Annotated in this window: 22 protein-coding genes and 2 pseudogenes; 7 read left to right on the forward strand and 17 right to left on the reverse strand. The window is 70.0% G+C overall.

All coding sequences use genetic code 11. The annotated features are described in order from the left end of the window. The first annotated feature begins 94 nt into the window (after nt 1-94). Nucleotides 95-2,839: an ATP-binding protein gene (locus ACFY4A_RS32985; protein WP_390833035.1), complete on the forward strand. Its 2,745-nt coding sequence runs from the start codon at nt 95-97 to the stop codon at nt 2,837-2,839. A 115-nt stretch (nt 2,840-2,954) separates the two neighbouring features. Beyond that, the gene (locus tag ACFY4A_RS32990) at nt 2,955-5,711 is read left to right on the forward strand and encodes an AAA family ATPase (RefSeq protein ID WP_390832995.1); all 2,757 of its coding nucleotides are present in this window, start codon (nt 2,955-2,957) and stop codon (nt 5,709-5,711) included. 48 nt (nt 5,712-5,759) lie between these two features. Here ACFY4A_RS32990 and ACFY4A_RS32995 read toward each other — a convergent pair whose 3' ends face one another. The 11 genes from ACFY4A_RS32995 to ACFY4A_RS33045 all read right to left on the reverse strand — a co-directional run bounded on the left by ACFY4A_RS32995 (nt 5,760) and on the right by ACFY4A_RS33045 (nt 15,506). After that, nucleotides 5,760-7,583, reverse strand: coding sequence for a LuxR C-terminal-related transcriptional regulator (locus tag ACFY4A_RS32995; RefSeq protein WP_390832996.1), 1,824 nt, complete (start codon nt 7,581-7,583; stop codon nt 5,760-5,762). A 45-nt stretch (nt 7,584-7,628) separates the two neighbouring features. Then, a complete protein-coding gene (locus ACFY4A_RS33000) occupies nt 7,629-7,871 on the reverse strand; it encodes a hypothetical protein (RefSeq protein ID WP_390832998.1) in 243 nt (80 codons plus the stop codon). 243 nt (nt 7,872-8,114) lie between these two features. Next, nucleotides 8,115-8,546 carry a hypothetical protein gene (locus ACFY4A_RS33005; protein ID WP_390832999.1) on the reverse strand — a complete coding sequence of 144 codons (432 nt, stop codon included), beginning with the start codon at nt 8,544-8,546 and terminating at the stop codon, nt 8,115-8,117. Nucleotides 8,547-8,635: 89 nt separating this feature from the next. Continuing rightward, entirely contained in the window at nt 8,636-9,577 is a 942-nt protein-coding gene (locus ACFY4A_RS33010) for an urease accessory protein UreD (RefSeq protein ID WP_390833000.1), read from the reverse strand. Then, complete coding sequence (gene ureG, locus ACFY4A_RS33015) at nt 9,574-10,281, reverse strand: urease accessory protein UreG (RefSeq protein ID WP_390833002.1); 708 nt, start codon at nt 10,279-10,281, stop codon at nt 9,574-9,576. Before ureG ends, ACFY4A_RS33010 begins: the two co-directional genes overlap by 4 nt. A 51-nt stretch (nt 10,282-10,332) precedes the next feature. Then, nucleotides 10,333-11,019 (reverse strand): urease accessory protein UreF, encoded by a 687-nt coding sequence (locus ACFY4A_RS33020; protein ID WP_390833036.1) that lies wholly within the window; start codon nt 11,017-11,019, stop codon nt 10,333-10,335. A 110-nt stretch (nt 11,020-11,129) separates the two neighbouring features. Next, on the reverse strand, nt 11,130-12,854 hold the full coding sequence (gene ureC, locus ACFY4A_RS33025) for an urease subunit alpha (RefSeq protein ID WP_390833003.1): 1,725 nt from the start codon (nt 12,852-12,854) through the stop codon (nt 11,130-11,132). Continuing rightward, nucleotides 12,854-13,264: an urease subunit beta gene (locus ACFY4A_RS33030; RefSeq protein WP_390833004.1), complete on the reverse strand. Its 411-nt coding sequence runs from the start codon at nt 13,262-13,264 to the stop codon at nt 12,854-12,856. Before ACFY4A_RS33030 ends, ureC begins: the two co-directional genes overlap by 1 nt. 29 nt (nt 13,265-13,293) lie before the next feature. After that, the gene (locus tag ACFY4A_RS33035) at nt 13,294-13,599 is read right to left on the reverse strand and encodes an urease subunit gamma (protein ID WP_390833005.1); all 306 of its coding nucleotides are present in this window, start codon (nt 13,597-13,599) and stop codon (nt 13,294-13,296) included. 4 nt (nt 13,600-13,603) lie between these two features. Continuing rightward, on the reverse strand, nt 13,604-14,551 hold the full coding sequence (locus ACFY4A_RS33040; protein WP_390833006.1) for an urea transporter: 948 nt from the start codon (nt 14,549-14,551) through the stop codon (nt 13,604-13,606). 781 nt (nt 14,552-15,332) lie between these two features. After that, nucleotides 15,333-15,506 carry a hypothetical protein gene (locus tag ACFY4A_RS33045; RefSeq protein WP_390833007.1) on the reverse strand — a complete coding sequence of 58 codons (174 nt, stop codon included), beginning with the start codon at nt 15,504-15,506 and terminating at the stop codon, nt 15,333-15,335. 13 nt (nt 15,507-15,519) lie between these two features. On the opposite strand from ACFY4A_RS33045, the gene ACFY4A_RS33050 reads away from it, so the two are divergent. Then, on the forward strand, nt 15,520-16,176 hold the full coding sequence (locus ACFY4A_RS33050; protein WP_390833008.1) for a hypothetical protein: 657 nt from the start codon (nt 15,520-15,522) through the stop codon (nt 16,174-16,176). 498 nt (nt 16,177-16,674) lie between these two features. On the opposite strand, the gene grpE is transcribed toward ACFY4A_RS33050, so the two are convergent. From grpE to ACFY4A_RS33065, 3 genes are read right to left on the reverse strand one after another with little or no spacing between them, the layout of a single operon-like run. Further along, nucleotides 16,675-17,280 carry a nucleotide exchange factor GrpE gene (gene grpE, locus ACFY4A_RS33055; RefSeq protein ID WP_390833009.1) on the reverse strand — a complete coding sequence of 202 codons (606 nt, stop codon included), beginning with the start codon at nt 17,278-17,280 and terminating at the stop codon, nt 16,675-16,677. Nucleotides 17,281-17,282: 2 nt separating this feature from the next. After that, on the reverse strand, nt 17,283-19,133 hold the full coding sequence (gene dnaK, locus ACFY4A_RS33060) for a molecular chaperone DnaK (RefSeq protein ID WP_390833011.1): 1,851 nt from the start codon (nt 19,131-19,133) through the stop codon (nt 17,283-17,285). A 45-nt stretch (nt 19,134-19,178) separates the two neighbouring features. Continuing rightward, nucleotides 19,179-19,529 carry a J domain-containing protein gene (locus ACFY4A_RS33065; protein WP_390833012.1) on the reverse strand — a complete coding sequence of 117 codons (351 nt, stop codon included), beginning with the start codon at nt 19,527-19,529 and terminating at the stop codon, nt 19,179-19,181. A 114-nt stretch (nt 19,530-19,643) separates the two neighbouring features. On the opposite strand from ACFY4A_RS33065, the pseudogene ACFY4A_RS33070 reads away from it, so the two are divergent. Together ACFY4A_RS33070 and ACFY4A_RS33075 are read left to right on the forward strand one after the other, a co-directional pair. Beyond that, nucleotides 19,644-19,781, forward strand: a pseudogene (locus tag ACFY4A_RS33070) (Hsp20 family protein); the annotation flags it as partial. A gap of 118 nt (nt 19,782-19,899) precedes the next feature. Next, nucleotides 19,900-20,450, forward strand: a pseudogene (locus tag ACFY4A_RS33075) (lipase maturation factor family protein); the annotation flags it as partial. Between the two features lie 124 nt (nt 20,451-20,574). Here the strand turns inward: ACFY4A_RS33075 and ACFY4A_RS33080 are convergent. The 3 genes from ACFY4A_RS33080 to ACFY4A_RS33090 form a co-directional block, all read right to left on the reverse strand. Beyond that, nucleotides 20,575-21,009, reverse strand: coding sequence for a DUF2267 domain-containing protein (locus tag ACFY4A_RS33080; protein ID WP_390833014.1), 435 nt, complete (start codon nt 21,007-21,009; stop codon nt 20,575-20,577). A gap of 68 nt (nt 21,010-21,077) precedes the next feature. Continuing rightward, nucleotides 21,078-21,473 (reverse strand): DUF2267 domain-containing protein, encoded by a 396-nt coding sequence (locus ACFY4A_RS33085; RefSeq protein WP_390833015.1) that lies wholly within the window; start codon nt 21,471-21,473, stop codon nt 21,078-21,080. Between the two features lie 91 nt (nt 21,474-21,564). Next, on the reverse strand, nt 21,565-21,996 hold the full coding sequence (locus ACFY4A_RS33090) for an Hsp20/alpha crystallin family protein (RefSeq protein WP_390833016.1): 432 nt from the start codon (nt 21,994-21,996) through the stop codon (nt 21,565-21,567). 156 nt (nt 21,997-22,152) lie between these two features. Between ACFY4A_RS33090 and ACFY4A_RS33095 the strand changes: the two genes are divergently transcribed. Continuing rightward, nucleotides 22,153-22,785 carry a type III effector protein gene (locus ACFY4A_RS33095; protein ID WP_390833017.1) on the forward strand — a complete coding sequence of 211 codons (633 nt, stop codon included), beginning with the start codon at nt 22,153-22,155 and terminating at the stop codon, nt 22,783-22,785. A 206-nt stretch (nt 22,786-22,991) separates the two neighbouring features. Beyond that, complete coding sequence (locus tag ACFY4A_RS33100) at nt 22,992-24,485, forward strand: DUF4158 domain-containing protein (RefSeq protein ID WP_390833018.1); 1,494 nt, start codon at nt 22,992-22,994, stop codon at nt 24,483-24,485. Nucleotides 24,486-24,653: the final 168 nt, after the last annotated feature.

Below are 24,653 nucleotides of genomic sequence, written 5' to 3' on the forward strand. Positions count from 1 at the left end.
CGCCTTGGCGTCATAGAATTTCGCTCCGTTCCGGCGGCACCGCGCCCGGATCTCGGATCCGCTGGGGAGGACGTAATTGCCCGCACAAGAAGGGGTGCCCGGGGCGAGGCTGATCGACCGCCGGAGCGAATGTGACCGGCTCATTCAGCTCATCGACACGGTACGTGGCGGCCGGAGCCAGACTCTTGTGGTGCGCGGCGCACCGGGTGTGGGGAAGACCGCGCTGCTGGACCACCTGGCCGTTCAGGCGTCCGAGTGCCAGGTCCTCCGTCTGGCGGGTGTGCAGTCGGAGATGGAGCTGGTCTTCGCCGGCCTCCACCAGCTGTGCGCGCCTCTGCTGGATCGGCTGGACAGCCTTCCGGTGCCGCAGCGCGCGGCGTTGCGGGTCGCTCTCGGGTTGAGCGAGGGGGCTCCGCCGGACCGGTTCCTGGTGGGAATGGGCGTGCTGAGCCTGCTCTCGGAGGTCGCGTCAGCGCGTCCGCTGATCTGCGTGGTCGACGACCATCACTGGCTGGACCGCGCCTCGGCCCAGGCGTTGGGGTTCGTGGCACGGCGACTCGCTGCGGAACCGGTCGGATTGGTATTCGCGACGCGGACGCTCCCCGAGGAACTGCGGTCGCTGCCCGAGCTGAAAGTGTCCGGCCTGTCGGAGGGGGGCGCCCGGACGCTGCTGGACTCGATGCTGACCAGACCACTGGACGAACGCGTACGCGAACAGCTGGTAGCCGAGACAGCCGGAAATCCCCTGGCGCTGATGGAGTTGTCACGCGAACTGAAGCGGGCGGATCTGGCGGGCGGGTTCGGGCTGCCGGGAGCCGTGCCGCTGTGGAGCCGCATCGAGGAGAGCTTCCTTCGGCAGCTCGACTCCCTCCCGGCAGACTCCCGGTTGCTGCTGCTCGTCGCAGCGGCCGACCCGTCCGGTGACACCTCCCTCGTGTACCGGGCCGCCGGGCGACTCGGTGTCTCGGTCCACGCGGCGACACCGCCGGCGGCGGAGGCGGAGCTGGCCCGGTTCGCCACGAGGGTTTCGTTCCGGCATCCGCTGCTGCGCTCGGCGGTCTACCGTTCGTCGTCAGCGCAGGACCGGCAGGCGGTGCATCGAGCTCTGGCCGATGCGACCGACCCACTGGCCGATCCCGACCGGCGGGCCTGGCACAGATCGCAGGCCGCGTCCGGACCGGACGAAGCGGCCGCGGCCGACCTTGAGCAGTCCGCGGGCCGGGCAAAGGCACGCGGCGGACCGGCCGCAGCCGCGGCGTTCCTGGAACGTTCCGTGCTGCTCACCGCGGATCCTGGACGCCGCGCCGACCGCACGCTGGCAGCGGCACAGGCCAACCTGCAGGCCGGCGCATACGACAGGGCCCTGGACCTGTTGTACGTGGCGGAGGCCGAACCGCTGAATGACTCCCAGAGCGCCCGGGCGGACCTCGTGCGCGCACGCGTCGCCTTCTCCTCCGGGCTGGGCAGCGACGCACCGCCCCTGCTGCTCAAGGCCGCCGAACGGCTGAGGCCGCTCGACCTCGATCTGGCCCGTGAGACCTACCTCAACGCGTGGTTCGCGGCGATGTTCGCCGGAGGTTTCGCAACCGGCGGAGGCCTGCGGGAGGTGTCCGAAGCCGCGCGCGAACTGCCCGCATCCGAGCGTCCTGACCCGGCAGAGGCGGTGCTCGACGCACTCTCTATGGTGATCGCGGAGGGACCGAAGGCCGCGAAGGAAGCTCTGCGGAGAACGACGGACATCTTCACCGACTCGCACCTCACCGACGAGGAGATCCTGCGCTGGGGCTGGTTCGCACACGCGGCGGCGGTCGGGCGGTGGGATCACCACGCCTGGCGCTCGATCCTGCAGCAGGTGAGCGTCGTCATGCGCCGAGCCGGCGCCTTCGACCTCCTGCCGATCGTGCTGGCCGCGCTGGCCACCGTCACGGTGTGGGCCGGGGACATCGCCGACGCCTCCGCCCTGATCGCCGAGTCCGACACGCTCTGCGAGGCGACCGGTGCCCCCGCCCAGTTCTTCGCTCCCCTGCTGCTCTCCGCGTTGCGGGGCGAACCCGACGAGGCGGTCCCCATCATCGAGGCCACCGTTGCCGGAGCCCCGGTCACCGGACAGGGCGTCGCGGTGACCTATGCGAACTGGGGCGCGGCGATCCTCTACAACGGCCTCAGCCGCTACGAGGAAGCACTGGCCGCGGCCACCCGCTCCAGTGAGAGCTCGCCCGACCTGTTCGTCGCGCTATGGGCGCTGCCGGAGCTGATCGAGGCGGCGGTGCGCACCGGGAGACCAGAGCTCGCGGCAGGCCCCATGGCCAGACTCGCCGAATCGACCACGGCCGGCGGCACCGACCTGGGTCTCGGCATCGAATCCCGATCCCGTGCACTGCTCAACGAGGGCGAGGCCGCCGAGAGGCTCTACAGGGAGGCCGTCGAACGGCTCTCCCGTACCGGGTTCCGACCGGACCTCGGCCGCGCGCACCTGCTGTACGGCGAGTGGCTGCGCCGCGCCGGCCGCCGCGCCGACGCCCGTACGCATCTGCGCACGGCCGACGGCCTGTTGAGCGCCGTCGGAGCGGACGCGTTCGCAGCGCGGGCCCGCCGGGAACTGCTGGCAACGGGCGAGCAGGTTCGCACGCGCAGTCCCGAGACGGTCAGCAGCCTCACCGCGCAGGAGGCGCTGATCGCCAGGCTCGCCCGCGAGGGCCGCACCAATGCCGAGATCGGCACCCAACTGTTCCTCAGCGCCCGCACCGTCGAATGGCACCTCCGCAAGGTCTTCGGCAAGCTCGGCATCCGATCGCGCCGCGAGCTGACGCACCTCGGACAGCTGAATCCGCAGGCCTGACGCGGCACGGGCCCCACCCCCAGCGACCTGCTGGGCGCCGGGGATTGTCGTGGGTTCCTACGCATGGCATGATCAGGACACTTTGGTGCAGATCAGGCCACTTTGGGAGCATGAGATGGGTCATCTCGCGAACACCCTCGTCGACCGGAGGGCTGAGCGGGTCGCACTCACCCAGCTGATCACCGCCCTACGGGCCGCCGAGAGCCGTGCGCTGGTGCTGTACGGCGACCCGGGCGTAGGAAAGACAGCACTGCTGGATTTCCTGGCCGACCAGGCCGCCGGCTGCCATGTGATGCGGGTGGTCGGGCTGCAGTCGGAGATGGAGCTGGCCTTTGCCGGGCTGCATCAACTGTGCGCGCCGTTCCTGGATCGGACGACGGACCTTCCCGCTCCGCAGCGCGACGCGCTGCGAGTGGCGTTCGGGCTGGACGAAGGTCCGGCCCCGGACCGGTTCCTGGTGGCGCTCGCCGTCCTGGGTCTGCTCTCCACGGTGGCCGAGGAGCAGCCGCTGCTGATCGTGGTGGACGACCAGCAGTGGCTCGACCGGGCCTCGGCGCAGGCAATCGGATTCGTGGCGCGCCGCCTGGCGGCGGACCCGATCGCGCTCGTCTTCGGCACCAGGGTTCCCGGCGAGGATCTCACCGGTCTGCCGGAAATGCGGATCACCGGTCTTCCAGAGGCGGACGCACGCGCACTGTTCGACTCCACACTGATCGGTCCGATGGACCCACAGGTCCGCAATCAGATCCTGGCCGAGGCCGACGGTAATCCGCTCGCTCTGCTGGAGCTGCCGCGGGACCTGACCCCCGCGCAACTGGCGGGCGGGTTCGGACTGCCCAGCACGGTGCCCCTGTCCAGCCGTATCGAGGAAAGTTTCCACCGCCGGCTGAGCACGATGCCCGACCAGACCCAGTCGCTCCTGCGGCTGGCCGCCGCCGATCCGTCGGGCGACTCGGCTCTCGTATGGCGAGCCGCGGCCCGCCTCGGCATTCCGCGGTGGGCGGCGACGCCCGCGATCGACGCCGACCTCGCGGAGTTCGGCACCCGGGTGCGGTTCCGTCATCCGCTGCTCCGGTCGGCGGCGTACCGGGCGGGATCGCCCACGGACCGCGAGGCCGCGCATCTCGCGCTCGCGGAGGCGACGGACCCGCAGGTAGATCCGGACCGTCAGGTCTGGCACCGATCCAAATCGAGTGACACACCCGACGAGGAGATCGCCGCGGCGCTGGAGCGGTCGGCCGGGCGGGCTCAGGCTCGCGGCGGACCCGCTGCGGCCGCCGCGTTTCTGGAGCGTTCGGTCCGGCTCTCCCTCGATCCGATGCGCCGTGTGGAGCGCGTTCTGGCAGCCGCGCAGGCGAACCTGCGGGCAGGGGCGTACGACCCGGCCCTGGAACTGCTGGCGTCGGCCGAGGCTGCCCCGCTGACCGAGCTGCAGAGCGCACGCGTCGACCTGCTGCGCGGGCATGTCGCCTTCGCCCACGGGCTCGGGAGCGAGGCGCCTCCACTGCTGTTGAAGGCTGCCAAGCGACTCGAGGCGCTCGATCTGGGCCTGGCACTCGACACCTACCTGACAGCTTGGATCTCGGCCCTGCTCGCCGGCAGCCTGGCAACGGGCGGTGGACTGGCCGAGGTGTCCGCCTCCGCCCAGCAACTGCCAAGGTCAGCGCGGCCCGAGAGAGCCGAGCTGGTCCTCGACTCGCTCACCCTGCTGGTCACCGAGGGCCTGTCCGCCGCAGCGCCGAAGCTACGACGGGTCGCGGACATCTTCACGGATCCCGGTATACCCCCGGCAGAGGATCTGCGGTGGGGCTGGTTCGCGCAGGCGGCCAGCAGCGCCCTGGGGGACCTGGATGCCTGGCGCGCCATGCTGGAGCGGCAGGTTGGCATCATGCGTGCGGCCGGTGTGTTCGATTCGTACCCGGTCATGCTGGCGGCACTCGGCACCGCGACGGTCTGGGCCGGGGACTTCGCCGCGGCGGCCGCGCTGATCACCGAGTCCGAGGCGGTATGCGAGGCTACCGGCACCCAGGCGGCGCCGTTCACCTCACTGATGCTCGCGAGCCTGCGCGGCGATCAGGCCGTCGCCCTGCCACTGATCGAGGCGGCCGTCGCCGAAGCCACCGCTGGCGGACAAGGCATCGCCGTGGCCTTCGCCCACTGGGCGGAAGCGATCCTGCACAACGGACACGGCCGCTACGACAAGGCGCTCACAGCCGCGGAGCAGGCGAGTTCCGATGCGCCGGGGTTGTACGTGTCACTGTGGGCGCTGCCCGAGCTGATAGAGGCCGCGGCCAGAAGCGGGGCCCCGGAGAAGGCTGAGGCCGCATTGGAGCGGCTCGCGGAGTCGGCACGGGCTGGCGCCACCGACTTCGGACTCGGGGTGGAAGCACGCTCCAGAGCCCTGCTCAGTACCGGGGCGAACGCCAAGGCCCTGTACGAGAAGGCCATCGACCTGCTGGCCCGCACCAGGCTGCGGCCCGAACTCGGCCGCGCCCATTTGCTGTACGGGGAGTGGCTGCGCCGCGAGAACCGGCGCAGCGACGCACGCACCCACCTGCACGCCGCCCACGACTTGCTGTCCGAGATCGGCGCGAACGCCTTTGCCGAGCGCGCCCGCCACGAACTGCTGGCCACCGGCGAGAGGGTACGCAAACACACGGCCGCGAACACCAGCGTCCTGACCGCACAGGAAAGCCTCATCGCGCGGCTCGCCTGCGAAGGCCGCACCAATCCGGAGATCGGTGCCCAACTGTTCCTCAGCGCTCGCACCGTCGAATGGCACCTCCGTAAGGTCTACGGGAAACTCGGTGTCTCGTCCCGCAGAGAACTCAGCTCCGCTCTGGACCACTCCGCGGCCCCGACCACCCCGTGACCTGCGGCAGGATCCGGACGGTCGAAGGAATCCCGTACGGGCGGAGTTTCAGTCGAGCCGTGACAGAGCCGCGGACAGCTCCCGTCGCGAGGCGATATCCAGCTTCATGAACACCTTGCGAAGGTGCCATTCGACGGTGCGGGCGCTCAGGAACAGCTGAGCGCCGATCTCTGGGTTGGTGCACCGGTCCGCGGCAAGCCGGGCGATGAGCGTCTCCTGCGCCGTCAGCGCGACGCCGGCGCCGGATCCCGGGCGTCGCAACCGTTCACCGGTGGCCAGCAGTTCGCGTCGGGCACGTTCGGCGAACGCCGCGAAACCTAGGTCGACGAGCATGTCGTGCGCGGTGCGCAGGTGGGTGCGTGCGTCGCTACGCCTATTCTCGCGGCGCAGCCACTCGCCGTAGAGCAGATGGGCGCGGGCGAGTTCCGGGCGCAGGCACGTGCGTCTCAGACGGGAGATCGCCTCGCGGTACGCCACCTCGGCGTCGGCGCCGGTCGACACCAGCGCCCGCGAGCGGGCCTCGATCCCCAGCGCGAAGGCGGTGCCGCTCGCGCGGGTCGATCGCCGCAGCTCCTCGAAGGACTCGCGGGCCGGCTCCGGCTGTCCGGCCCGCACGGCCGCCTCGATGAGTTCGATCCGCGCCCACAGTGATACGAACAGCCCTGGTGTCTCCGTCGCGGCCGCTACGGCCAGGGCCAGCGCCCGGCCGTAGCGGCCCAGGGCGTTGCACAGGGTCGCGCCGTTCCAATGGGCGAACGACGCGGCGAGGCCCTGTCCTTGTGCTTTGCTCTCGAGCGGCGCGGAGACCATCAGCGGCAGGGCCTCGTCCTCGTCGCCGCGCAGAGCGGCAACCCTGATCGCGACGTACGGGGCGATGGTGACACCGGTCTCCGCGCAGACCGCATCGCACTCCGCACCCAGCCTCAGGGCCGTCGCGAAGTCTCCCCTCCAGGCTGCGGACACGCCCAGGCAGGCGCTCAGGGCTGGCAGCCTGTCGAGAGCCCCGGCCTCGCGGGCCAGGCGGACCTGTCGGGTCAGGAGGGCATGCCACGCGTCCGTGTCCCACAGGGCGACGGCTGCCGCCTGCGCGAACCAGCCCAGCTCGAGTTCGTCCGCCGTACCGATCGCCGAGCCTGTGAAGAGGGAGACGATCCGCCGCAGCGCGGGTGCCGCCTCCCCCAGCCCCTCGGTGCCCAGCAGGCTGCATGCCTGGAGCACCAAGTCGGCGGTGCCGGTTTCCCGCTCCGGCGGCCGGAGCTCCTGCGCGGCGCGGGAGATCTCGCCGACGTCAGTGCCGACGGCGAGACTGCCGGTGGACACGGCAGCCCTCCAGGCCGTCAGATAGGCCTCCCGCGCCAGGTCCCGGTCCAGCGGCTCCAGCTGCCGAGCGGCCTTGAGCAGCAGTGCGGGGGCTTGGCCGGCGAGTGCCGACGCGAATCCGGCATGGCCGCGCAGCAGGTCTACCCGAGCACCCTGCAGTTCGTCCAGGGGGCCTGCCTCAGCCGCCGCGAGAAGGTCGAGCGCGGTCTCGAACGCGCCGGCCTGCAGGCTTCGCCGTGCCGCCGCCAGGATGCGCTCGGTGCGCCGTACCGGATCGTCGCTCAGCACCACCGCGCGCTGCAGGAATGCGGCGCCGGCGGCAGGACCGCCGCGGGCCAGGGCGAGGTCGGCGGACGCCTCCAGAGCCCTCGCGACCTCCTCGTCCGGACCGATGGCGGCCTGCGCGCGGTGCCAGGCCCGGCGATCGGCATCGGTCGTCGGATCGGTAGCCTCCGCGAGGGCCCGATGAGCCCCCTGCCGCTCCGCCGCCGACGCGGACCGGTAGGCGGCCGATCGCAGCAGCGGATGCCGGAAGCACACCCTGGTGGACATGTCCATCAAGCCCGCCTCGACCGCCGGAGTGAGGGCGTGCAGGCGTCACCGGACCGCTGGACGGACGGGTTCGAGAGCAGATCGTGGCCGAGAGCGGCGGGAATCCGCTGCAGCAGGAAGCGCGGCCGCGAAGGCCTCCTTGCGCCCTTCTTCGCCACGGTTGTCCACGCCATAGAAGGCACGGGAGGTCGTGCACAGCGCCTCGATCACCGCGGGCAACGCCTCGTCCGGCAGCTCCTCCGTGACGGCGAGCTGCTGCACCAGCGGGTACGTCCCGGCGATCATCATGATCAACCCCTCCCAGGTTTGCGACCCTGTGTGACCGGCCAGTCACTTTATTGGCTGAAGCGACCGTACGCGGCGGCCGCCTCCCACCGGCCCGGAACCATGGAATACGCCCACTGTGATCAACCTCTGCCCCGAACTGGCCCTGCCAAGGGGGAGGTTCGCGTCCGAGCGCGTCGGCCGCACCACGGCCGACGCGCCGCTGGCCAGGATCGTGCGGCACACGGCGTGGACGTGACGCTGTGCCTACAGCGGACGGTGGTGTGCCAGGCCGGGATGGCGTGTGTTCCATTCGGAGGGGTGTGGGGGCGGGGTGCCGCCAGCTGCTTCGGGCCCGTCGTTGAGCGAGTCGGTGGCGGGTGGTGCTGTGCCGCCCGCGTCGCCGGCGTCGTCGGGGCCGGGGTGGGAGCGGTCGTCCAGGGTGATAGTGACTGGTTCTCCGTCGGCCTCGAGGGTGGTCAGCTGGTGGTGGATCCGGCGATAGAGGGTGGTTGCAAGTTCCCAGTCGCCATCTCCCTCCTCGGTAGTGTGCTTGATGCTGTACAGGCTGATCAGAACAGCGATCAGGGAGCGGCCGGAGATGGTGGTACTGACCCGTTTGTTGCCGTGATCGGTGATCTGCGGCGGGACGCGGAAGTGGGGATGGCGTCCGGCGTGCGCGGTGATGAACTCCCACATGTCGCGGTGGCAGATCAGGATGTCTCGTCGCCACGCAGCCCCGGACCAACCAACAACGTCGGAACGGACGGGTCCGGGGCAACGGGGCGTCAGCTCTTGCGCAGGTCGGGGGCGGGGACGCCGATGAGCAGGCGGCGCAGGGCGTCCCAGGCGGTGCGCATGGCGCGGGTGACCGAGGGCGAGTCGCTTCCCAGGATCCGCGCCCATGCTCCGCAGTCATCGGGCAGTACGCTCACGCCGAAGGCCAGGCCGGTGGCCAGCAGAGCCTCGTGCAGGGTGTCGGCGACATCCGTCGCGGGGGCGAGAGGGGTGAGGGCGTAGAGCGTGGCCATCAGGTCGTGGCCGGCGAAGACCGCCGGGCCGGTCACCGAGCCGGGCTCGTGCGGATCCAGGCGGACGGTGTCCACCACCAGCAACTCCCCGTCGGGGCGCTGGATCTCCAGGTCGCTGAAGAGCAGGCGGTAGGCGTGCCGTTCGCCGCGGGCCAGCCGGCCGGCCGCGATCGTCTCGCCCAGCAGCACGGTGGCGGTGGGGTCGGCGGTGACCCGGGTGTGCTGGTAGAAGCGCGCGTCCCGGTAAGGGATCAACGGATCGGGCAGGTATTCGACGTAGCTGCCGGGTCCAGCGGTGAGGTTGACGACCTGGGTGGCGTGGTCGAACTCCACCCGGTGCAGCTTGGTGGCGGCCTGTGTGGTCAGGTGCACGGCGGTGTCGGGGCCGCAGTCGATGTCGATGCGGTTGCGGTCGGCCTGGACGATGCCGCCGCCGGTGGACATCAGGTAGGTCACCGGCATGTCGGGCCGCAGCGGGTCCACATACAGCGGACGCATGATCTGCAGCGGTGACTTCTGGTAGCGGTCGACGAGTTCGGTGCGGTCGCCGACCCGCACGTAGCGCAGTTCGAGCAGGCCGACCTTGCCGGGGCGCCCGGCGGCCAGGGTGTCCGGTGTGCCGGTGAGGTCGAGCATCCGGGCCGGTGTCCGTCGGGGTTCGTAGTGTGCGGAGTCCAGCCGCGCGGGCGCCTTGGTCATGCTGTAGCCGCTTCCGGGGCGTTCTGCTGGGCGGCCTCGTGGGCCAGGAGGAAGTCGGCGATCGTAGCGAGGCCCTCTCCGGTCAGGGAGTTGGTCAGCACCACCGGCCGCCCCTCCCGGACGCGTTGGGCGTCCGACTCCATCACGGACAGGTCGCACCGCACATACTGGGCGATGTCGATCTTGTTGATGACGAGGAGCTCGCACTCGGTGATGCCCGGGCCCCGCTTGCGCGGCATCTTGTCGCCCTCGGCGGTGTCCAGCACGAACAGGAAGAGGTCGACCAGCGCCGGGCTGAAGGTGAGCGTCAGGTTGTCGCCGCCGCTCTCGAAGAGCAGCGTGTCCACTTCGGGGAAGCGTTCCAGGATCTCGTCCGCTGCGGCCTGGTTCATCGTCGGGTCGTCCCGGACCGCGGTGTGCGGGCAGGCTCCGGTCTCGACGCCGACGATCCGGTCCGCGTCGAGGACTCCGTCCAGGGTGCGCCGCACATGGGCGGCGTCCTCCGAGGTGTAGATGTCGTTGGTGATCACGGCGGGGGTTCGGCCGCGCCCGATCAGCACCGGGACGAGCGCCTCGATCAGCGCGGTCTTGCCCGAGCCGACCGGCCCGGCGATGCCGACGCGCAGCACGCCGTCCTTGGGGCGCTGTACGAACTCGTCGTGGCTGTGGTTGTGGGAGTGTCGGACCTGCGTGGGGTCGTGCATCGTGATCCTTGTCCAGAGTGGTGTCTTCGTGGTGGCGGCCAGGGCCGAGCCCTAGCTCGCGAACAGCCGGGCCTCGGCGCGCTCGTGACGGCCGGCCATGACGTCCGCCACCGGGACGCATCCGCCGAGGTCGGCCAACTCCCGGCGCAGAGCTGCCGCCACGGTCTCCTCGATCACCGGGGCGGCGGCGTGCAGCACGACCTGGGCCCGGCGGTGGTCGGTGAGCCGCAGCCGCAGGGCGGCCCCCACGAAGCTGGCCGCGAAGGCGAACAGCTCGCAGGTGACCGCCTGCCGCGTGGTCAGCCCGTTGGCCGCGTGGACGACGCCGGCGACGACCGGCTGGCAGCCGCGCACCGCGCCGTCCCGGTACAGGGTCCGGTACCGCTCGATCTGCGGTGTGCCGTATACCTCGCCGGCCAGGTCAAGCAGCTGCCTTCCGGTGCGGACGGCGGCCTGCCGGGCCTCGCGGCCCAGCTTGGTGGCGTACAGCCGCCGTTCCACGGCCACCACCTGGGCCCAGTCGTCCGCGGTCACCGCGCGGTGGGTGAGGGCGAGGGCGGTCGCGTCGGCCGGCCCCGCGCTGTGGCGGAGCAGGTCGTGGAGGAGTGCGGGCAGGCTGCGCGGGGTGACCTCACGGGCCTGCTTGAAACCCTCCAGCCCGTGGGAGAGGGTGTAGTAGCCGCTGGGGAAGGCCGAGTCGGTAAGCTGGAGCCCGGTCAGCAGCGCCGGGATCGGCATCGGGTCGTTCACGCCGGGGTTCCATTCCTGCCGGGTGGCCGTCCGTGGCGGTCCGGCCGCTGGTGGCCGTCGGGCGCCCAGGGCGCCCGACGGACCGTTGAGGGGGTCGGTCAGACGATGTAGAAGAGCTGGTTGAGCGGGAGTTGCTCGGCCGGCTCGATGGTGGCGGGCTCGCCGTCGACGGTGACCTTGTAGGTCTCCGGGTCCACCTCGATGCGCGGCAGCGCGTCGTTGCGGACCATGTGCTGCTTGCCGACGGTCCGGCAGCGTTGCACCGGCTCGATCCGCCGCTGCAGGCCCAGCTCACCGGGGACGCCCGCGGCGATGGACGCCTGGGACATGAAGGTGACCGAGGTGCGCTGCCTGGCGCGGCCGTGGGCGCCGAACATCGGCCGGTAGTAGACCGGCTGCGGCGTCGGCAGGGAGGCGTTGGGGTCGCCCATCAGGGCCCAGTTCACCATGCCGCCCTTGATGATCAGCTTGGGCTTGGCGGCGAACGAGTGGATCGGCCAGAGTACGATGTCGGCGAGCTTGCCGGGCTCCAGTGAGCCGATCACGTCGGCGGCGCCCACCGCGATCGCCGGGTTGATGGTCAGCTTGGCCAGGTACCGCAGCACACGCGCGTTGTCGTTGCGGGAGTGGTCCTCGGCCAGCGGGCCGCGCAGCTCCTTGCAGTGGTGCGCGGTCTGGAAGGCGCGGGCGAAGGACTCGCCGACCCGACCCATGGCCTGGGAGTCCGAGGAGAAGATACTGATCACGCCGAGGTCGTGCAGCACCGTCTCGGCCGCGATGGTCTCGGCGCGCACCCGGCTGTCGGCGAACGACACGTCCTCGGGGATGTTGCGGGACAGGTGGTGACAGACCATCACCATATCCAGCAGCTCGTCCACCGAGTTGATGGTGTACGGCAGCGTGGGGTTGGTGGAGGCCGGCAGTACGTTGGGCTCGCCGGAGATCCGCATGATGTCGGGGGCATGACCGCCGCCCGCACCCTCGGTGTGGAAGGTGTGGATGGTCCGGCCGTCGATCGCGGACAGGGTGTCCTCGAAGAAGCCGCCCTCGTTGAGGGTGTCGGTGTGGATGGCGAGCTGGATGTCGTGCTCGTCGGCGACCCGCAGCGCGTTGTCGATGGAGGCGGGGGTGGCGCCCCAGTCCTCGTGCACCTTCAGACCGGCCGCACCTGCCTCGACCTGCTCGCGCAGCGCCTCGGGCAGGCTGCCGTTGCCCTTGCCGAGCAGACCCACGTTGACCGGTAGGTCCTCGACGGCCTCCAGCATCCGGTGGATGTTCCACGGGCCGGGGGTGCAGGTGGTGCCGTTGCTGCCGTCGGTCGGCCCGGTGCCGCCGCCGAAGAAGCTGGTGATGCCGTTGGACAGGCCCTCCTCGGCCTGCTGCGGCGAGATGAAGTGGATGTGGGTGTCGACGCCGCCGGCGGTGGCGATCAGGTGCTCGCCGGAGATCACCTCGGTGCCGGGGCCGATCACGAGCTTGGGGTCCACGCCGTTCTGCAGGTGCGGGTTGCCGGCCTTGCCGACCCCGACGATCAGGCCGTCGCGGACGCCGATGTCGCCCTTGACCACGCCCAGGACCGGGTCGAGGACCACAACGTTGGTGATCACTAGGTCCAGGGCGCCCTCGCGGTTGAGCGCGGCGGGGTCCTGGGCCATGCCGTCCCGGATGGCCTTGCCGCCGCCGTAGACGGCCTCGTCGCCGTAGGAGCCGGCGTTGTGGTCGTGCTCGACCTCGACGATCAGGTTGGTGTCGGCGAGGTGGAACCGGTCGCCCACGGTGGGGCCGAACAGATCCGTGTACTGCTTGCGCGGGATGATGGCCATCAGGCGTCGGCCCCCTCGTTCTCGGTGTCGGCGATGCCGTCGGTGTTGGCGAATCCCAGTTCTGCGGCGCGGCGCAGTGCGGCGCGCCTGGTGTCGTCGGCGTTCAGGCCGCCGTCGACGAGTCCGGCGAAGCCGACGAGCCGACGGGTTCCGCCGAAGGCGCACAGCTCGACCTCGCGGGTGTCGCCGGGCTCGAAGCGCACGGCGGTGCCGGACGGGATGTCCAGGTGCATCCCGTACGCGGCCTCGCGGTCGAACCGCAGCGCGCGGTTGACCTCGAAGAAGTGGTAGTGGGAGCCGATCTGGACGGCACGGTCACCGGTGTTGGCGACGGTGAGCCTGACCTTGGCTCTGCCGGAATTGATCTCCACGGGATCGTCCCCGTAGAGGTAGTGGGCTCCACCCGACATCGTTGTCTCCTCGGTGTTTCAGCGGTGATTCAGGCGCTGATCGGGTCGTGGCAGGTGACCAGCTTCGTCCCGTCCACGAACGCCGTCTCGACCTGGAGGACGGTGAGCATCTCGCGCACCCCGGGCATGACGTCCTCGCCGGAGACGACCTTGCGGCCCAGCTCCATGCACTCGGCCACGGTGTGGCCGTCGCGGGCGGCCTCCAGGACGGCCTCGGTGATCAGCGCGGCGGCTTCGCTGTAGTTGAGCTTGGTGCCACGGGCCCTGCGGCGCCGGGCCAGGTCCGCCACCACGTAGACGTGGAGTTTGTCGATTTCCCGCGGTGCGAGGTTCATGGCGTCACTTCGCTTTCTCGAACGAGATGCCGGGCCGGTCCAGCGCTGGAGCGGCCGCGAGGAAGAGCCAGGTCGTCACTACGAACGGCCAGGTGAAGGGGGATCCGCCGGAGGGCTGGGCGAAGGCCTGCCAGGCGGCGGTGAAGGGGACCGAGGCCACGGCGGCGAGCGTGGCGTACCCGGCGGTCCACGGAGTGAGGGTCAGGAAGGTCGCGGCCAGCGCGATGGCGACGAGCACCGCGTTGTAGCCGTAGAGCCCCTCGGTGATCCGGTCGGCGGGCAGGCCCATGGCGCAGGCGGTCAGGATCGCGACGACGCTGCCGCAGGCGGCGGCGACGGCGGCGGTCCGGGAGGCGACGAGCAGCCCGGCGAGCAGGATCAGGCCCGCGTACCACTTGTCGAGGAAGAAGACCTGACCGACGTTGTTGCAGAAGGCGTGGCCGACTTCCGAGGCCGCCAGGGTGGTTGCCCCGGCGGCGGGGATCGGCGGCGCGGCCGGGGCGGTCGGCAGCGCGATCGCAAGCGCCCCGGCGACCAGGCAGAACGGGGCCGTCAGCGCGGGCAGCCCGATGCGACCCAGCAGGCGGCCGGCCGCCGCGCTCAGCACCGAGCAGACCGCTGCGGCGATGACGGCGAGCACTGCGGTCTGCCACGAGGCGCCGAGCCGGACCACGACGGCAATGCTGGTCAGGCAACCGCAGTAGCCCTCCAACCCTTTGGCCAGGCCGTCCCGGTCGGCGCCCAGCACGGCTGCGGCCACGGTGGACGCTGCCGCGCCGAGCAGACCGTACACACCGATCCGCCAACTGCCCGCGAACAGCGCGACGGTGAAGAACAACCCGGTCCACGGGCTCGCACTGAGTGCGACCTGTGCGATGCCTCGCAGCTGTATCTGTCCGACATCGGCCGGAGCCCAGCCCCTAGGCTGCACCACCTGCCCTGCTGCAGGCATGCCTTCTCCCTGGTAGAGGACACGTCGAATTCACCAACACCCGGTGGTCCAAGGGGCGTTAGTGGTGATCACTTCCTGATCGGAACACTAAGCCCGGCCGGGGTGCGCAACATGCCGCAACGGATTGCGATTGATCAGGCACGGAAAGTTATCACTGCTGGTGGTGAGGGTGCATGAGGGGGCGAGGGTGTCGGAGACTTGGCTTTGGCGGGGAAGTGTTGGGGAGTCCCTGAAACTGGCATGACGAAATGTTGACCAAGGAGGGTGGAACCAATGGCTGCACATCCCGTATCTGACTACCCTTAATTAACTATTCGGGTATATCCCCTCGAGTCCCTGCGGCAGGGGCGACTTGTCGACGCGAGCAGGCCCGACCGCCCCTGGACGCCGTGAGTGCTCACCTCGACGGTCGGGCAGGTCCTGGTCGCCGATCTATTACGCGAAACACCTTTGGCGATGCATCGGGCCCACGACGAAGGGGAGGACCTGGCCCGCCTGCTGCTCCCCGCGGCCTGGTGCCAGGTCAACTGTCGCACTTCTGCGTGTGGCGCATCGAGCGCGGATGGCTGCACGGCATTTAGCGGACGTCGCGCGTCGTTCAGTGAGGCGGAGTGCCCGGACCTTGCGATTCGGATTGCTCGGGGGGTGCGTCGAGGGCTTGGAGGTCCCCGACTGGCGCGGGTTTGATCGGCAGGTGAGCGGAGAAACGTCCTCCGAGTCCGATCGGTTGCTTGCGCGCCGTCGCGAGGATCGCGCCGACGCTGCTCTTGCAGTAGCGCCCCTAGCAGGGGCCCATACCGGTCCGGCAGGAGAGCTTGACGGCGTTGACGCTGCTGACGAACGGGGACGATTCGAGGAAGCCGTCGAGGGTGTCGCGGGTGACCAGTTCGCATCGGCAGACGGTGGTCTCCCGTGTGGCGAGGTCGCCGAGTGCCTCCCGGACCGGCTCGAACATCCGCTGCACCACGGTGGAGAACTGGCTCGCCTTGCGGATGTGCCGTTCCGCTTCGGTTGCCGGCGGGCTGGTACGTCACCTGCTGCTGGTAGCCGAGTTTGCCGAGGTCGGCAACGCAGCGGTCAACCTGTTCCATGGAGGGCAGGACCGACTCGGTGTGCAGGCAGTCGGCGAAGGACGACGGCGCGGGGGCCGGCTGACCGGCAGCGATCAGGCTCTGTTGGGAGGTGAGCCAGGCACCGGGCTCGTCGAGTGGCACAACAAGTTCCTTGCCATCCTCGTGGATGCCGAGGGGGTTACCGGCCGCGATCGGCACGGTGGTCCGGTCCGGGGCAGCCAGGTGGGGCCGGATCCACATCGGCGCAGAGATCTGGACGGCGGCGTAGACGGCGAGCGTGGTGGCCATCGCAGGCAGGGTGCGGCGGATGACGAGGCCGAGGGCGACGCCCAAGACGAAGGCGAAGGCGGCATGGGCCATGGGGACGACACCCCGTGCGGCGAAGGCCACGGGGTCGAGCCGGGGGAAGTACGTGTCCGTCGCGCCACCGCCGTTGACAGCCCGGTCGATGGGGCTTCCACCAGCTCACCGCGAGGCTGGCCAGTCCGGCAGCGGTCATGGCGGCCGCCGCACCAAGGCCCAGCTTGGTCACCAGCCAGCGCGTGCGGGTGACGCCCTGGTTCCACGCAAGGTAGTGGGTGCCGGTCCAGTTCACGGGAGATCAGCGGCGCGCCCCAGAACATCCCGATGACCGCCGGCACGGCGAGCACCACCAGCAGTCCGGCGTAGTAGACGGTCTGGTCCGAACTGGAGACCTGGTCCACCAGGCTGCTGCCGGCCGTCCGGTAGAGGTCGGACAAATGCGGGCCGGTGACCGCGAGGGTGGCGGCGAGGGCTGCCACCGCGGCGAACATCACGGCGGCCTGGGCACGGAACTAGCGCCAGGTCAGCCAGATCATCGGACATCGCCGTCAAGCTCCCTGCCGAACGAGGAGACCGCCGAAGCCGCAACCCTGGTCGTCCCGGAGGTGCCACCACGCCGCCGCCCGGAATGACACTCGAGCGCCAAGCGGCAAACGCCCAGCCGTCCAGTCGGTGCCGGCGACACAGCCCGGCTGCGTGTTGCGAACAGACAATGAGCAGGGCCACCGGCGGGCGACGGCAGCCCGGTCAGATCGAGGGCCGGGGAGGAGCACGCCGGGACGACGGAGCCCACGTATTCGGTGCCGCGGGCCGGACTGGGGGGCTGGGCCGTTCGTCGTCTCGTTCCGCGTCGCCGTGGGGTTCTTCGTCATCTCCCGCGAGTGGGTTCCTCGCGGGCGGGGGCGGCCCGGTGACCTCCACGTGGGCCGGACGCAGCAGTTGGTCACCGAGCCGGTAGCCGGTTCGCAGGATCTCCGTGCAGATCAGCCGGTCGGCATCCGGGGAGACGTGATGGACCACGGCCTCGTGGCGGGCGGGATCGAAGAGGTCGCCCGCCTGGCCGAACGCCTCCAGCCCAAGGGACCCCAGCTGGGTCCGGAGGGTGTCCGTGATGTCCTTCAGGCCCGGCGTCATGGGCTCGTGGGCACATGTGCGGTCGACGGCGTCCAGGACCGGCAGGAGGACGCGCAGGACGTTCGCCACGGCGATCTGGCGTACGGCCATGCGGTCCCGTCGCACCCGCTTGCGGTAGTTGTCGTACTCGGCCTTCACCCACTGCAGGTCCTCCGTGCGTTCCCGAAGCAGACGCTGCAGCTCGGTGGGGTCCGTGTTCAGTGGCCGGCCGTTGTCCATCGTCAGCCCGCCTCCCCCTTCTCGTCGTCGACGATCTCGGCGTCCACCACCTCGTCGTCCGATCCCGAGGCGCCCGGAGCCTGCCCACCCATGGGCTGCTCGGTGCGCGACCGCTCGTACAGTGCCGTGCCGATCTTCTGCGCCGCCTGTGCCGCCCGGTCCATGGCCTGGCGGACGGCCGCGGTGTCCTCCCCCTTGAGCTTCTCCTTCAGGTCGGCCAGCGCCGCCTCGGTCTCGGTCTTGGCGTCGGCCGGGATCGTGTCGGGGTTGTCCTTGATGAGCTTTTCCGTCGAGTAGACGAGCTGCTCGGCCTGGTTGCGGGTCTCCGCCGCCTCCCGGCGCCTGCGGTCCTCCTCGGCGTGCTCCTCGGCCTCCCGCACCATGCGGTCGATGTCGTCCTTGGGCAGGGCGGAGCCGCCGGTCACGGTCATCTTCTGCTCCTTGCCGGTGCCGAGGTCCTTGGCCGTGACGTGCATGATGCCGTTGGCGTCGATGTCGAAGGCCACCTCGATCTGCGGCACGCCACGTGGGGCCGGCGGCAGACCGGTGAGTTCGAACATGCCGAGCTTCTTGTTGTAGGCGGCGATGTCGCGTTCGCCCTGGTAGACCTGGATCTGGACGGACGGCTGGTTGTCCTCGGCCGTGGTGAAGATCTCCGAACGCTTGGTCGGGATGGTTGTGTTGCGCTCGATCAGCTTGGTCATGATGCCGCCCTTGGTCTCGATACCCAGGGACAGCGGGGTGACGTCCAGCAGCAGGACGTCCTTGACCTCACCCTTGAGCACACCGGCCTGCAGGCTGGCGCCCACCGCCACGACCTCGTCCGGGTTGACGCCCTTGTGCGGGTCCTTGCCGGTCAGCTCCCTGACCAGGTCGGTCACCGCCGGCATCCGCGTCGAACCGCCCACGAGGATCACGTGGTTGATGTCGGACACCTTGATCCCGGCATCCTTGATCGCGTTGTGGAACGGCCCCTTGCACCGCTCCAGCAGGTCGGACGTCAGCTGCTGGAACTGGGCGCGCGTGAGCTTCTCGTCCAGGTGCAGCGGGCCCTCGGCAGAGGCGGTGATGTAGGGCAGGTTGACGTTGGTCTCCGAGGAGCTGGACAGCTCGATCTTCGCCTTCTCCGCCGCCTCGCGCAGCCGCTGCACGGCCATCTTGTCCTTGGACAGGTCGACGCCGTAGCCGTTCTTGAACTGCTTGACCAGGTGATCCACGATCCGCTGGTCCCAGTCGTCACCTCCCAGGTGCGTGTCACCGTTGGTGGCCTTCACCTCGATGACACCCTCTCCCATCTCCAGCAACGACACGTCGAAGGTGCCGCCGCCCAGGTCGAAGACGAGCACCGTCTGATCGTTCTCCTTGTCCAGCCCGTAGGCCAGTGCCGCCGCCGTCGGCTCGTTGATGATCCGCAGCACGTTCAGGCCCGCGATCTCCCCTGCCTCCTTCGTCGCCTGCCGCTGCGAGTCGTCGAAGTACGCGGGCACGGTGACGACGGCGTCGGTGACGTCCTCCGCGAGATACGCCTCGGCGTCCCGCTTCAGCTTCTGCAGCACCCGCGCGGAGATCTCCTGCGCGGTGTACCGCTTGCCGTCGATGTCACCGTGATCCGGGAACCGCCACGCATGGTCCCCCATGTGCCGCTTGACCGAGCGGGCGGTGCGCTCCACGTTGGTCACCGCCTGCCGCTTGGCGACCTCGCCCACGAGAACTTCGCCGTTCTTGGCGAAGGCCACGACCGAGGGTGTGGTCCGTGCTCCCTCCGTGTTGGTGATGACGGTGGGCTCGCCGCCCTCCAGGACCGAGACCACCGAGTTCGTCGTACCGAGGTCAATACCGACCGGACGTGCCATCTGGAATCTCCCTCCTCGTCCCTGCCCTGTCTGCCAGGGCCTCGTTCAGCTGTGGGGCTCCCATCGGACCGGACCCGCGCGCAATGGCGGTTCGGGGTCTGTGGTGCCGAGTACGACGACGAACCTGCGGGGCGGCCGGGGCGGTGCCGGAGCCCGAGGGGACTCGGCCGGGCTGCGGTACGTCCGCTCGTACGTCTGGTCGTAGGCCGCGCGCCGGATGGGATCACGCAGCGTCTCGTACGCCGAGCGCAGCTGCCCGAACCGTTCCGCTGTGACGGCATCCACCCGGGTGTCGGGGCGCAGCTCCCGCACCTGACGCCGGAAGGCGGAGGTGATCACCTCGACCGTGGCCGAGGGCTCCACTCCCAGCTCCGCATACAGGTCCGGCATCTCCATCCAGGCCACCTCCTCGACCGCTGTGAGCTGCGATTTCGGATCAACTTGCCTATAAGCCTGAATAAAACTTGAGCGCTCTCTTGTCAAGTCTGGCGGGGCGAGGTATAGGGATTGGTGAAGGCACCTCGGGCTCCCGGAGCCCGGACCGGCGAACCGCCGAAGAAACTCGACCTGGAGAAGATCAGCGCGAGCTACGACGCCGGCGTGCTCACGCTGCACATCCCGGTGACGGAGGAGGCCAAGCCGCGCCGCATCGAGATCAGCCGGGGAGACGGAGAGGCCAAGCAGATCACGAGATCGACAGCGTGCGCGCCGCACACCTCCTGCCCCTGCCCGAGCAGCCACCGGCCTTCGGCGCGACGCCCGCCTGTACGTGGTCCTGGTTCTGGCCGTGACCGCCTTGGTCGCCGTCCTCAGCTACTGGCCGATCCGCAACCTGTTCTCTCGCCACCAGCGGATGAACGCCTCCTTCAACCCGTTGCACCTGGTCAACACCTACGGGGCGTTCGGCAGCGTCAGCCGCGTCCGCTACGAGGTGGTGATCGAGGGAACCGACGAGGCGGACCTCACCGATCAGACGCAGTGGAAGGAGTACGAGTTCAAGGGCAAGCCGGGCGACAAGCGGCGGCTGCCGCCGCAGGTGGCGCCGTACCATCTGCGACTCGACTGGCTGATGTGGTTCGCCGCGCTCTCGCCCGTGTACGCCACCGAATGTTCGCGACCCTCCTCGTGCGTCTCCTGGACAACGACGCCGCCACCCTGCGGCTCCTGCGTCGCAATCCCTTCCCCACCGCCCCGCCCACCTTCCTGCGCGCCCGCCTCTACGCCTACCGCTTCACCACCTGGCGAGAGCTCCGCCGGACCGGCGCCTGGTGGCACCGCACTCTGGTGCAGGACTACCTGCCACCGGTCACGCGCGCAGGCGCCCCCGGTAGCGGCGGGCGTGCGCGACGAGCGGGCGACGGTGGTCACCTCACGGGCCTCGGGGGCGCAGGGCGGACGGTGACGCAGCGGTCGCGCCCGCCCCGAGCACGCATGTTGCCGTCTACGCAGCGGGGGTGAGTTCGGCGCGGCCGAACAGCAGCGCGTAGCCGGAGGAGAGCTGGTGCAGGATGCGGGTCAGCAGGTCGAGGCCGGCGTAGGCCGCGACGGCGGAGAAGACGGATCCGGTGTCCCAGCGGGTGGTGGCCAGAGAGGCGCCGGTGCGGGCGGCGAGGTCTTTGACGAAGGCCCAGCCGGTCAGCGGCTGGAGGTCGGGGATCTGGGCGGTGAGGATGCGTGCGGCTTCGAGGGGGAGGCGGGCGGCCAGTTCGACGCGTTCGTCGCCGGTCAGCTGGCGTCCCAGTCCGGCGAGGACGAGGCGGACGGCTTCCTCGGCCTTCTCCCGGGTGGGGTAGGCGCCGTCGTAGCGGACCTTCTCCAGCATCTGCTCGTACGCCCTGCTGTAGGGCTGCTGGAGCGGTGCACTCTGGTCGGACATCACTGCGGTGGTTGCCTTTCTGTCACCAGGGTCGTGGTGGCCGGTGCCGGTCAGGTGGGGGCGGGTGGTCAGGTGGTCTGGGGGCGGCCGAAGAGGAGGTCGTAGCCTGCGGGGAGCTGGAGCAGGATCTGTTTGAGGAGGTCGTCGCCGACGGCGTCGGCGACCGTGGACAGCACGGCGCTGACGTCCCAGGCCGCGGTCTGTTCGGTAGCCCCTTCGATCCAGGCCGCGGTCGCGCGCACGAACCGCTCCGGGGACAGCGGCTCTGCGCTCTGCAGCGGGTTGAGCAGGATCAGGGCGAAGCTTTCCGGCAGACGCGCCGCCAGCTGGGCGCGCACCTCGCCGACCAGGTGTGCGCCCAGCAGGGCGAGCACCACGCGGGCCGCGCGTTCAGCCTCCTGCAGGGTGTCGTACTCGCCGCGTTCCTTCACATGATCGAGGAACGCTTCCCGTCGCACCGTCACGTCGGCCGCCACCTTCCTCGGGGCGCGGAGGACGGGAGAGGGGGAGATCAGGTACCCGTCCTCCGCCGCTGGTCACCCCTTTCTGTCCGGCTCAGCCGGAGATCTCCTTGCGGCCGGATCCGACGCCGATGGAGACCTTGCGGGGCTTGGCGCGCTCGGTGATCGGGATGCGCAGGGTGAGCACACCTGCGTCGTAGTCAGCCTGGATGTGCTCGGTGTCCAGGGTGTCGGCGAGCACGATCTGGCGGGAGAAGACGCCCAGCGGCCGTTCCGACAGTTCCATCTGCACGTCGTCGGCCTTCGTCACGGGCCGGCGCTCGGCCTTGACGGTCAGCATGTTCCGTTCGACGTCGATGTCGATCGCGTCCGCGGTGACGCCGGGGATGTCGAAGGCCACCACGTACTGGTCATCCTCGCGGTAGGCGTCCATCGGCATCGGGGACGGCCGGGACCAGGTGCCCGGGCCCAGCAGCTGCTGGGCGAGCCGGTCGAGCTCACGGAAGGGGTCAGTGCGCATCAACATCGGAAGACACCTCCAGCGGGTTCGGCTAGTTGCTGCCAATGCGCCTCACTGAAACCGTTGTAACATGTCATCCAATGGATGACAAACCATGGTGTCGGCGAAAAGATGACAAACCATGGTGTCGTCAAAAGGATGACTACTTTGAGGGAGGTGCCCATGACCCCGGCCGACCAGACGGCATCGTCCAGCGCCGACACACCAAGCCCGGCGTCGTTCCTCGGCGCGGCCGCAGCCCTTCACGCCATAAACGACGCCCTGCATGCCGCCCGGCACGAGGTCCCCGGCACTGCCGAGACGCACGACGTCGGCCCGGAGCAGGCCCTGGCCTCTCTTCTGCTGCTGCGGCAGGTACGCGAGCAGCTCGCCGGTTGGGAAACCGGCCTGATCGAAACCGCCCGCCGGGCGGGTGCCAGCTGGGCGGACCTTGCCCATCCCCTCGGCGTCGCCAGCCGCCAGGCCGCCGAACGCCGCTACCTGAGGGGCCGGCCCGGCCCCGCCGGAACCACCGGCGAACAACGCGTCCAGGCCACCCGCGAACGCCGCGCCGTCGAACGCACCACCGCCGCCTGGGCCCGCCGCAACGCAGCCGACCTGCGCCGCATCGCCGGCCAGATCACCGCCCTCACCGACCTGCCCGTCGCGGCCCGCAACCCGATCAACCAGCTCCACGCCGCCCTCGCCCACGACGACCCCGCCGAGCTCATCCGCCCTCTCACCACCACCCGCCCCCACCTGACCGGCACCCACCCCGACCTCGCCACGGAACTCGACACCCTCACACCCCCCTGACCCCGCCCACCCCACCGTTGTCCCACGTCGTGCGCGGGACAACACTCCCTCTGTGCCCGACACGAGGCTGGCGAGCAGGGATCGCCAGGGCTGCCCATCTATCACATGGGGTGACGCCCTGGGCTGGAATAGAAGATCGCCTCACGCTCCTCCAGGGCACCTGGCACCGTCGCGCGCGAATCACGCAGACGATCAAGGAGCGGGCGGTGCCCACCAACTTTCTGAGCGAGGAACAACGCAAGCGCTTCGGCCGCTTCACCGAGGACCCGGACGAGGGACAGCTCGCCGGATCCTTCCTGCTGGATCAGACCGCACGGCGCCGGGCGATGGCCGCCCGCGGTGCGAGGAACCGGATCGGCTGGGCCGTCCAGCTCGGCACCATCCGCTACCTGGGCACCTTCCTGAACAACCCCGAAGAGGTGCCCAGCGTGGTGGTCGCCTACGTCGCCGAGCAACTCGGGCTGGAGCCGGGTGCGTTCGCCGACTACGGCACGGCTGAGGCCCGCTGGGACCACCAGGAGCAGATCCGCGAGGGCTACGGGTACACCAAGTTCGACTTCGACCAGTGGTTCGCGCTCGCCCGCTGGCTCTACCAGCGGGCCTGGATCGGCAACGAACGCCCCACCCTGCTGTTCGACCTGGCCACCAAGCGCCTGGTGGACAAGAAGGTGGTGCTGCCCGGGGTGGCCGTGCTGGAGCGGCTGATATCCGGCACCCGCGAGCGGGCCGAGAAACGCCTGTGGGCGACACTGGCCGCCGCGCCCACCACCGAGCAGGCCGAGCAGCTGCAACAGTTGGTCGTCGTCCCCACAGGCAAGCGCCTGTCCGAGCTGGACCGGCTGCGCCGCTCACCGCGCGACATCTCCGCGCGTGGAGTGGGCAAGGCCCTGGAACGCTACGAGTCGCTGCACGCCTTCGGCGGCCACGCCTGGAACCTGGACGCAATACCCCCGGGACGGCTGCAGGCGCTGGTGAGGTTCGCCAAGGCCGCCCGCGCCCAGGCCGTCTCCGACCTGAGAGGAGACCGGCGCCTGGCCACCCTGGTCGCGTTCGCCGCGGTGATGCCGCAGCTCGCCGCAGACGTGGCGATCGAGGTCTTCGACCTGGTGATGGGCGACATCATCCGCAGCTCCGCCGCCAAGATGACCAAACAGAGGCTGCGAACCCTCAACGACCTCGATGCCGCCGCAATCGAGCTGCACACAGCCTGGCTCGCCATCTGCGCCACCGCCGCCGACCCTGAGGGCGACCTGCGCGCGACGCTCGACTCCATGGACGTCGGCCCGGTCCGCGCGGCGGCCGACACCGTCAAGCTGCTCGCCCAGCAGCCCGACGACGGCGCGGAGCAGATGCTCGCCGCCCGCTACAACACCATCGCCCGCTTCCTGCCCGGCCTGAGCCCGGCCGGCGAGCCGGTCCTGGACGCGATCGACTTCGTGAAGTCCCTCAAGGGACGGCGCCGCCCCATCCAGGCATGGGAGGTCCCTGCCAAAGTGCTCACCACCGCCTGGCGGCGCCTGGTCTTCCCGCCTGGCCGTCATGCCGCAAGTTGCTGGTTGGTGAGGGGCAGTCGCGGCACGACGGGTAACGCCGCTCACAGCGTGGTCCCATTCCTGCTGCCCAGTGTCCTGGAAGCCGTGGGTACCTTCATCACCAAGGTGGTTTCGTCTGTCTCCCAGGCGCGGACGGCATCGATGTAACGGGCTCCCGAAGTACACATCCTCCTGGCCGTCGAACTTTCGGTCGAACAGCATCTTGTGCACAGCCCGGACCTCGTCGATCGAGTCCAGATGCACGAGCGGTATGACACCGTCTCCGGCCACGAGCCCACATCCCCGGTCTGAGCAATCACGTACCGAGGAAACCGT

Origin of the sequence: Streptomyces sp. NPDC001292 (assembly GCF_042896465.1) — a bacterium.
Lineage (GTDB): Bacteria > Actinomycetota > Actinomycetes > Streptomycetales > Streptomycetaceae > Streptomyces.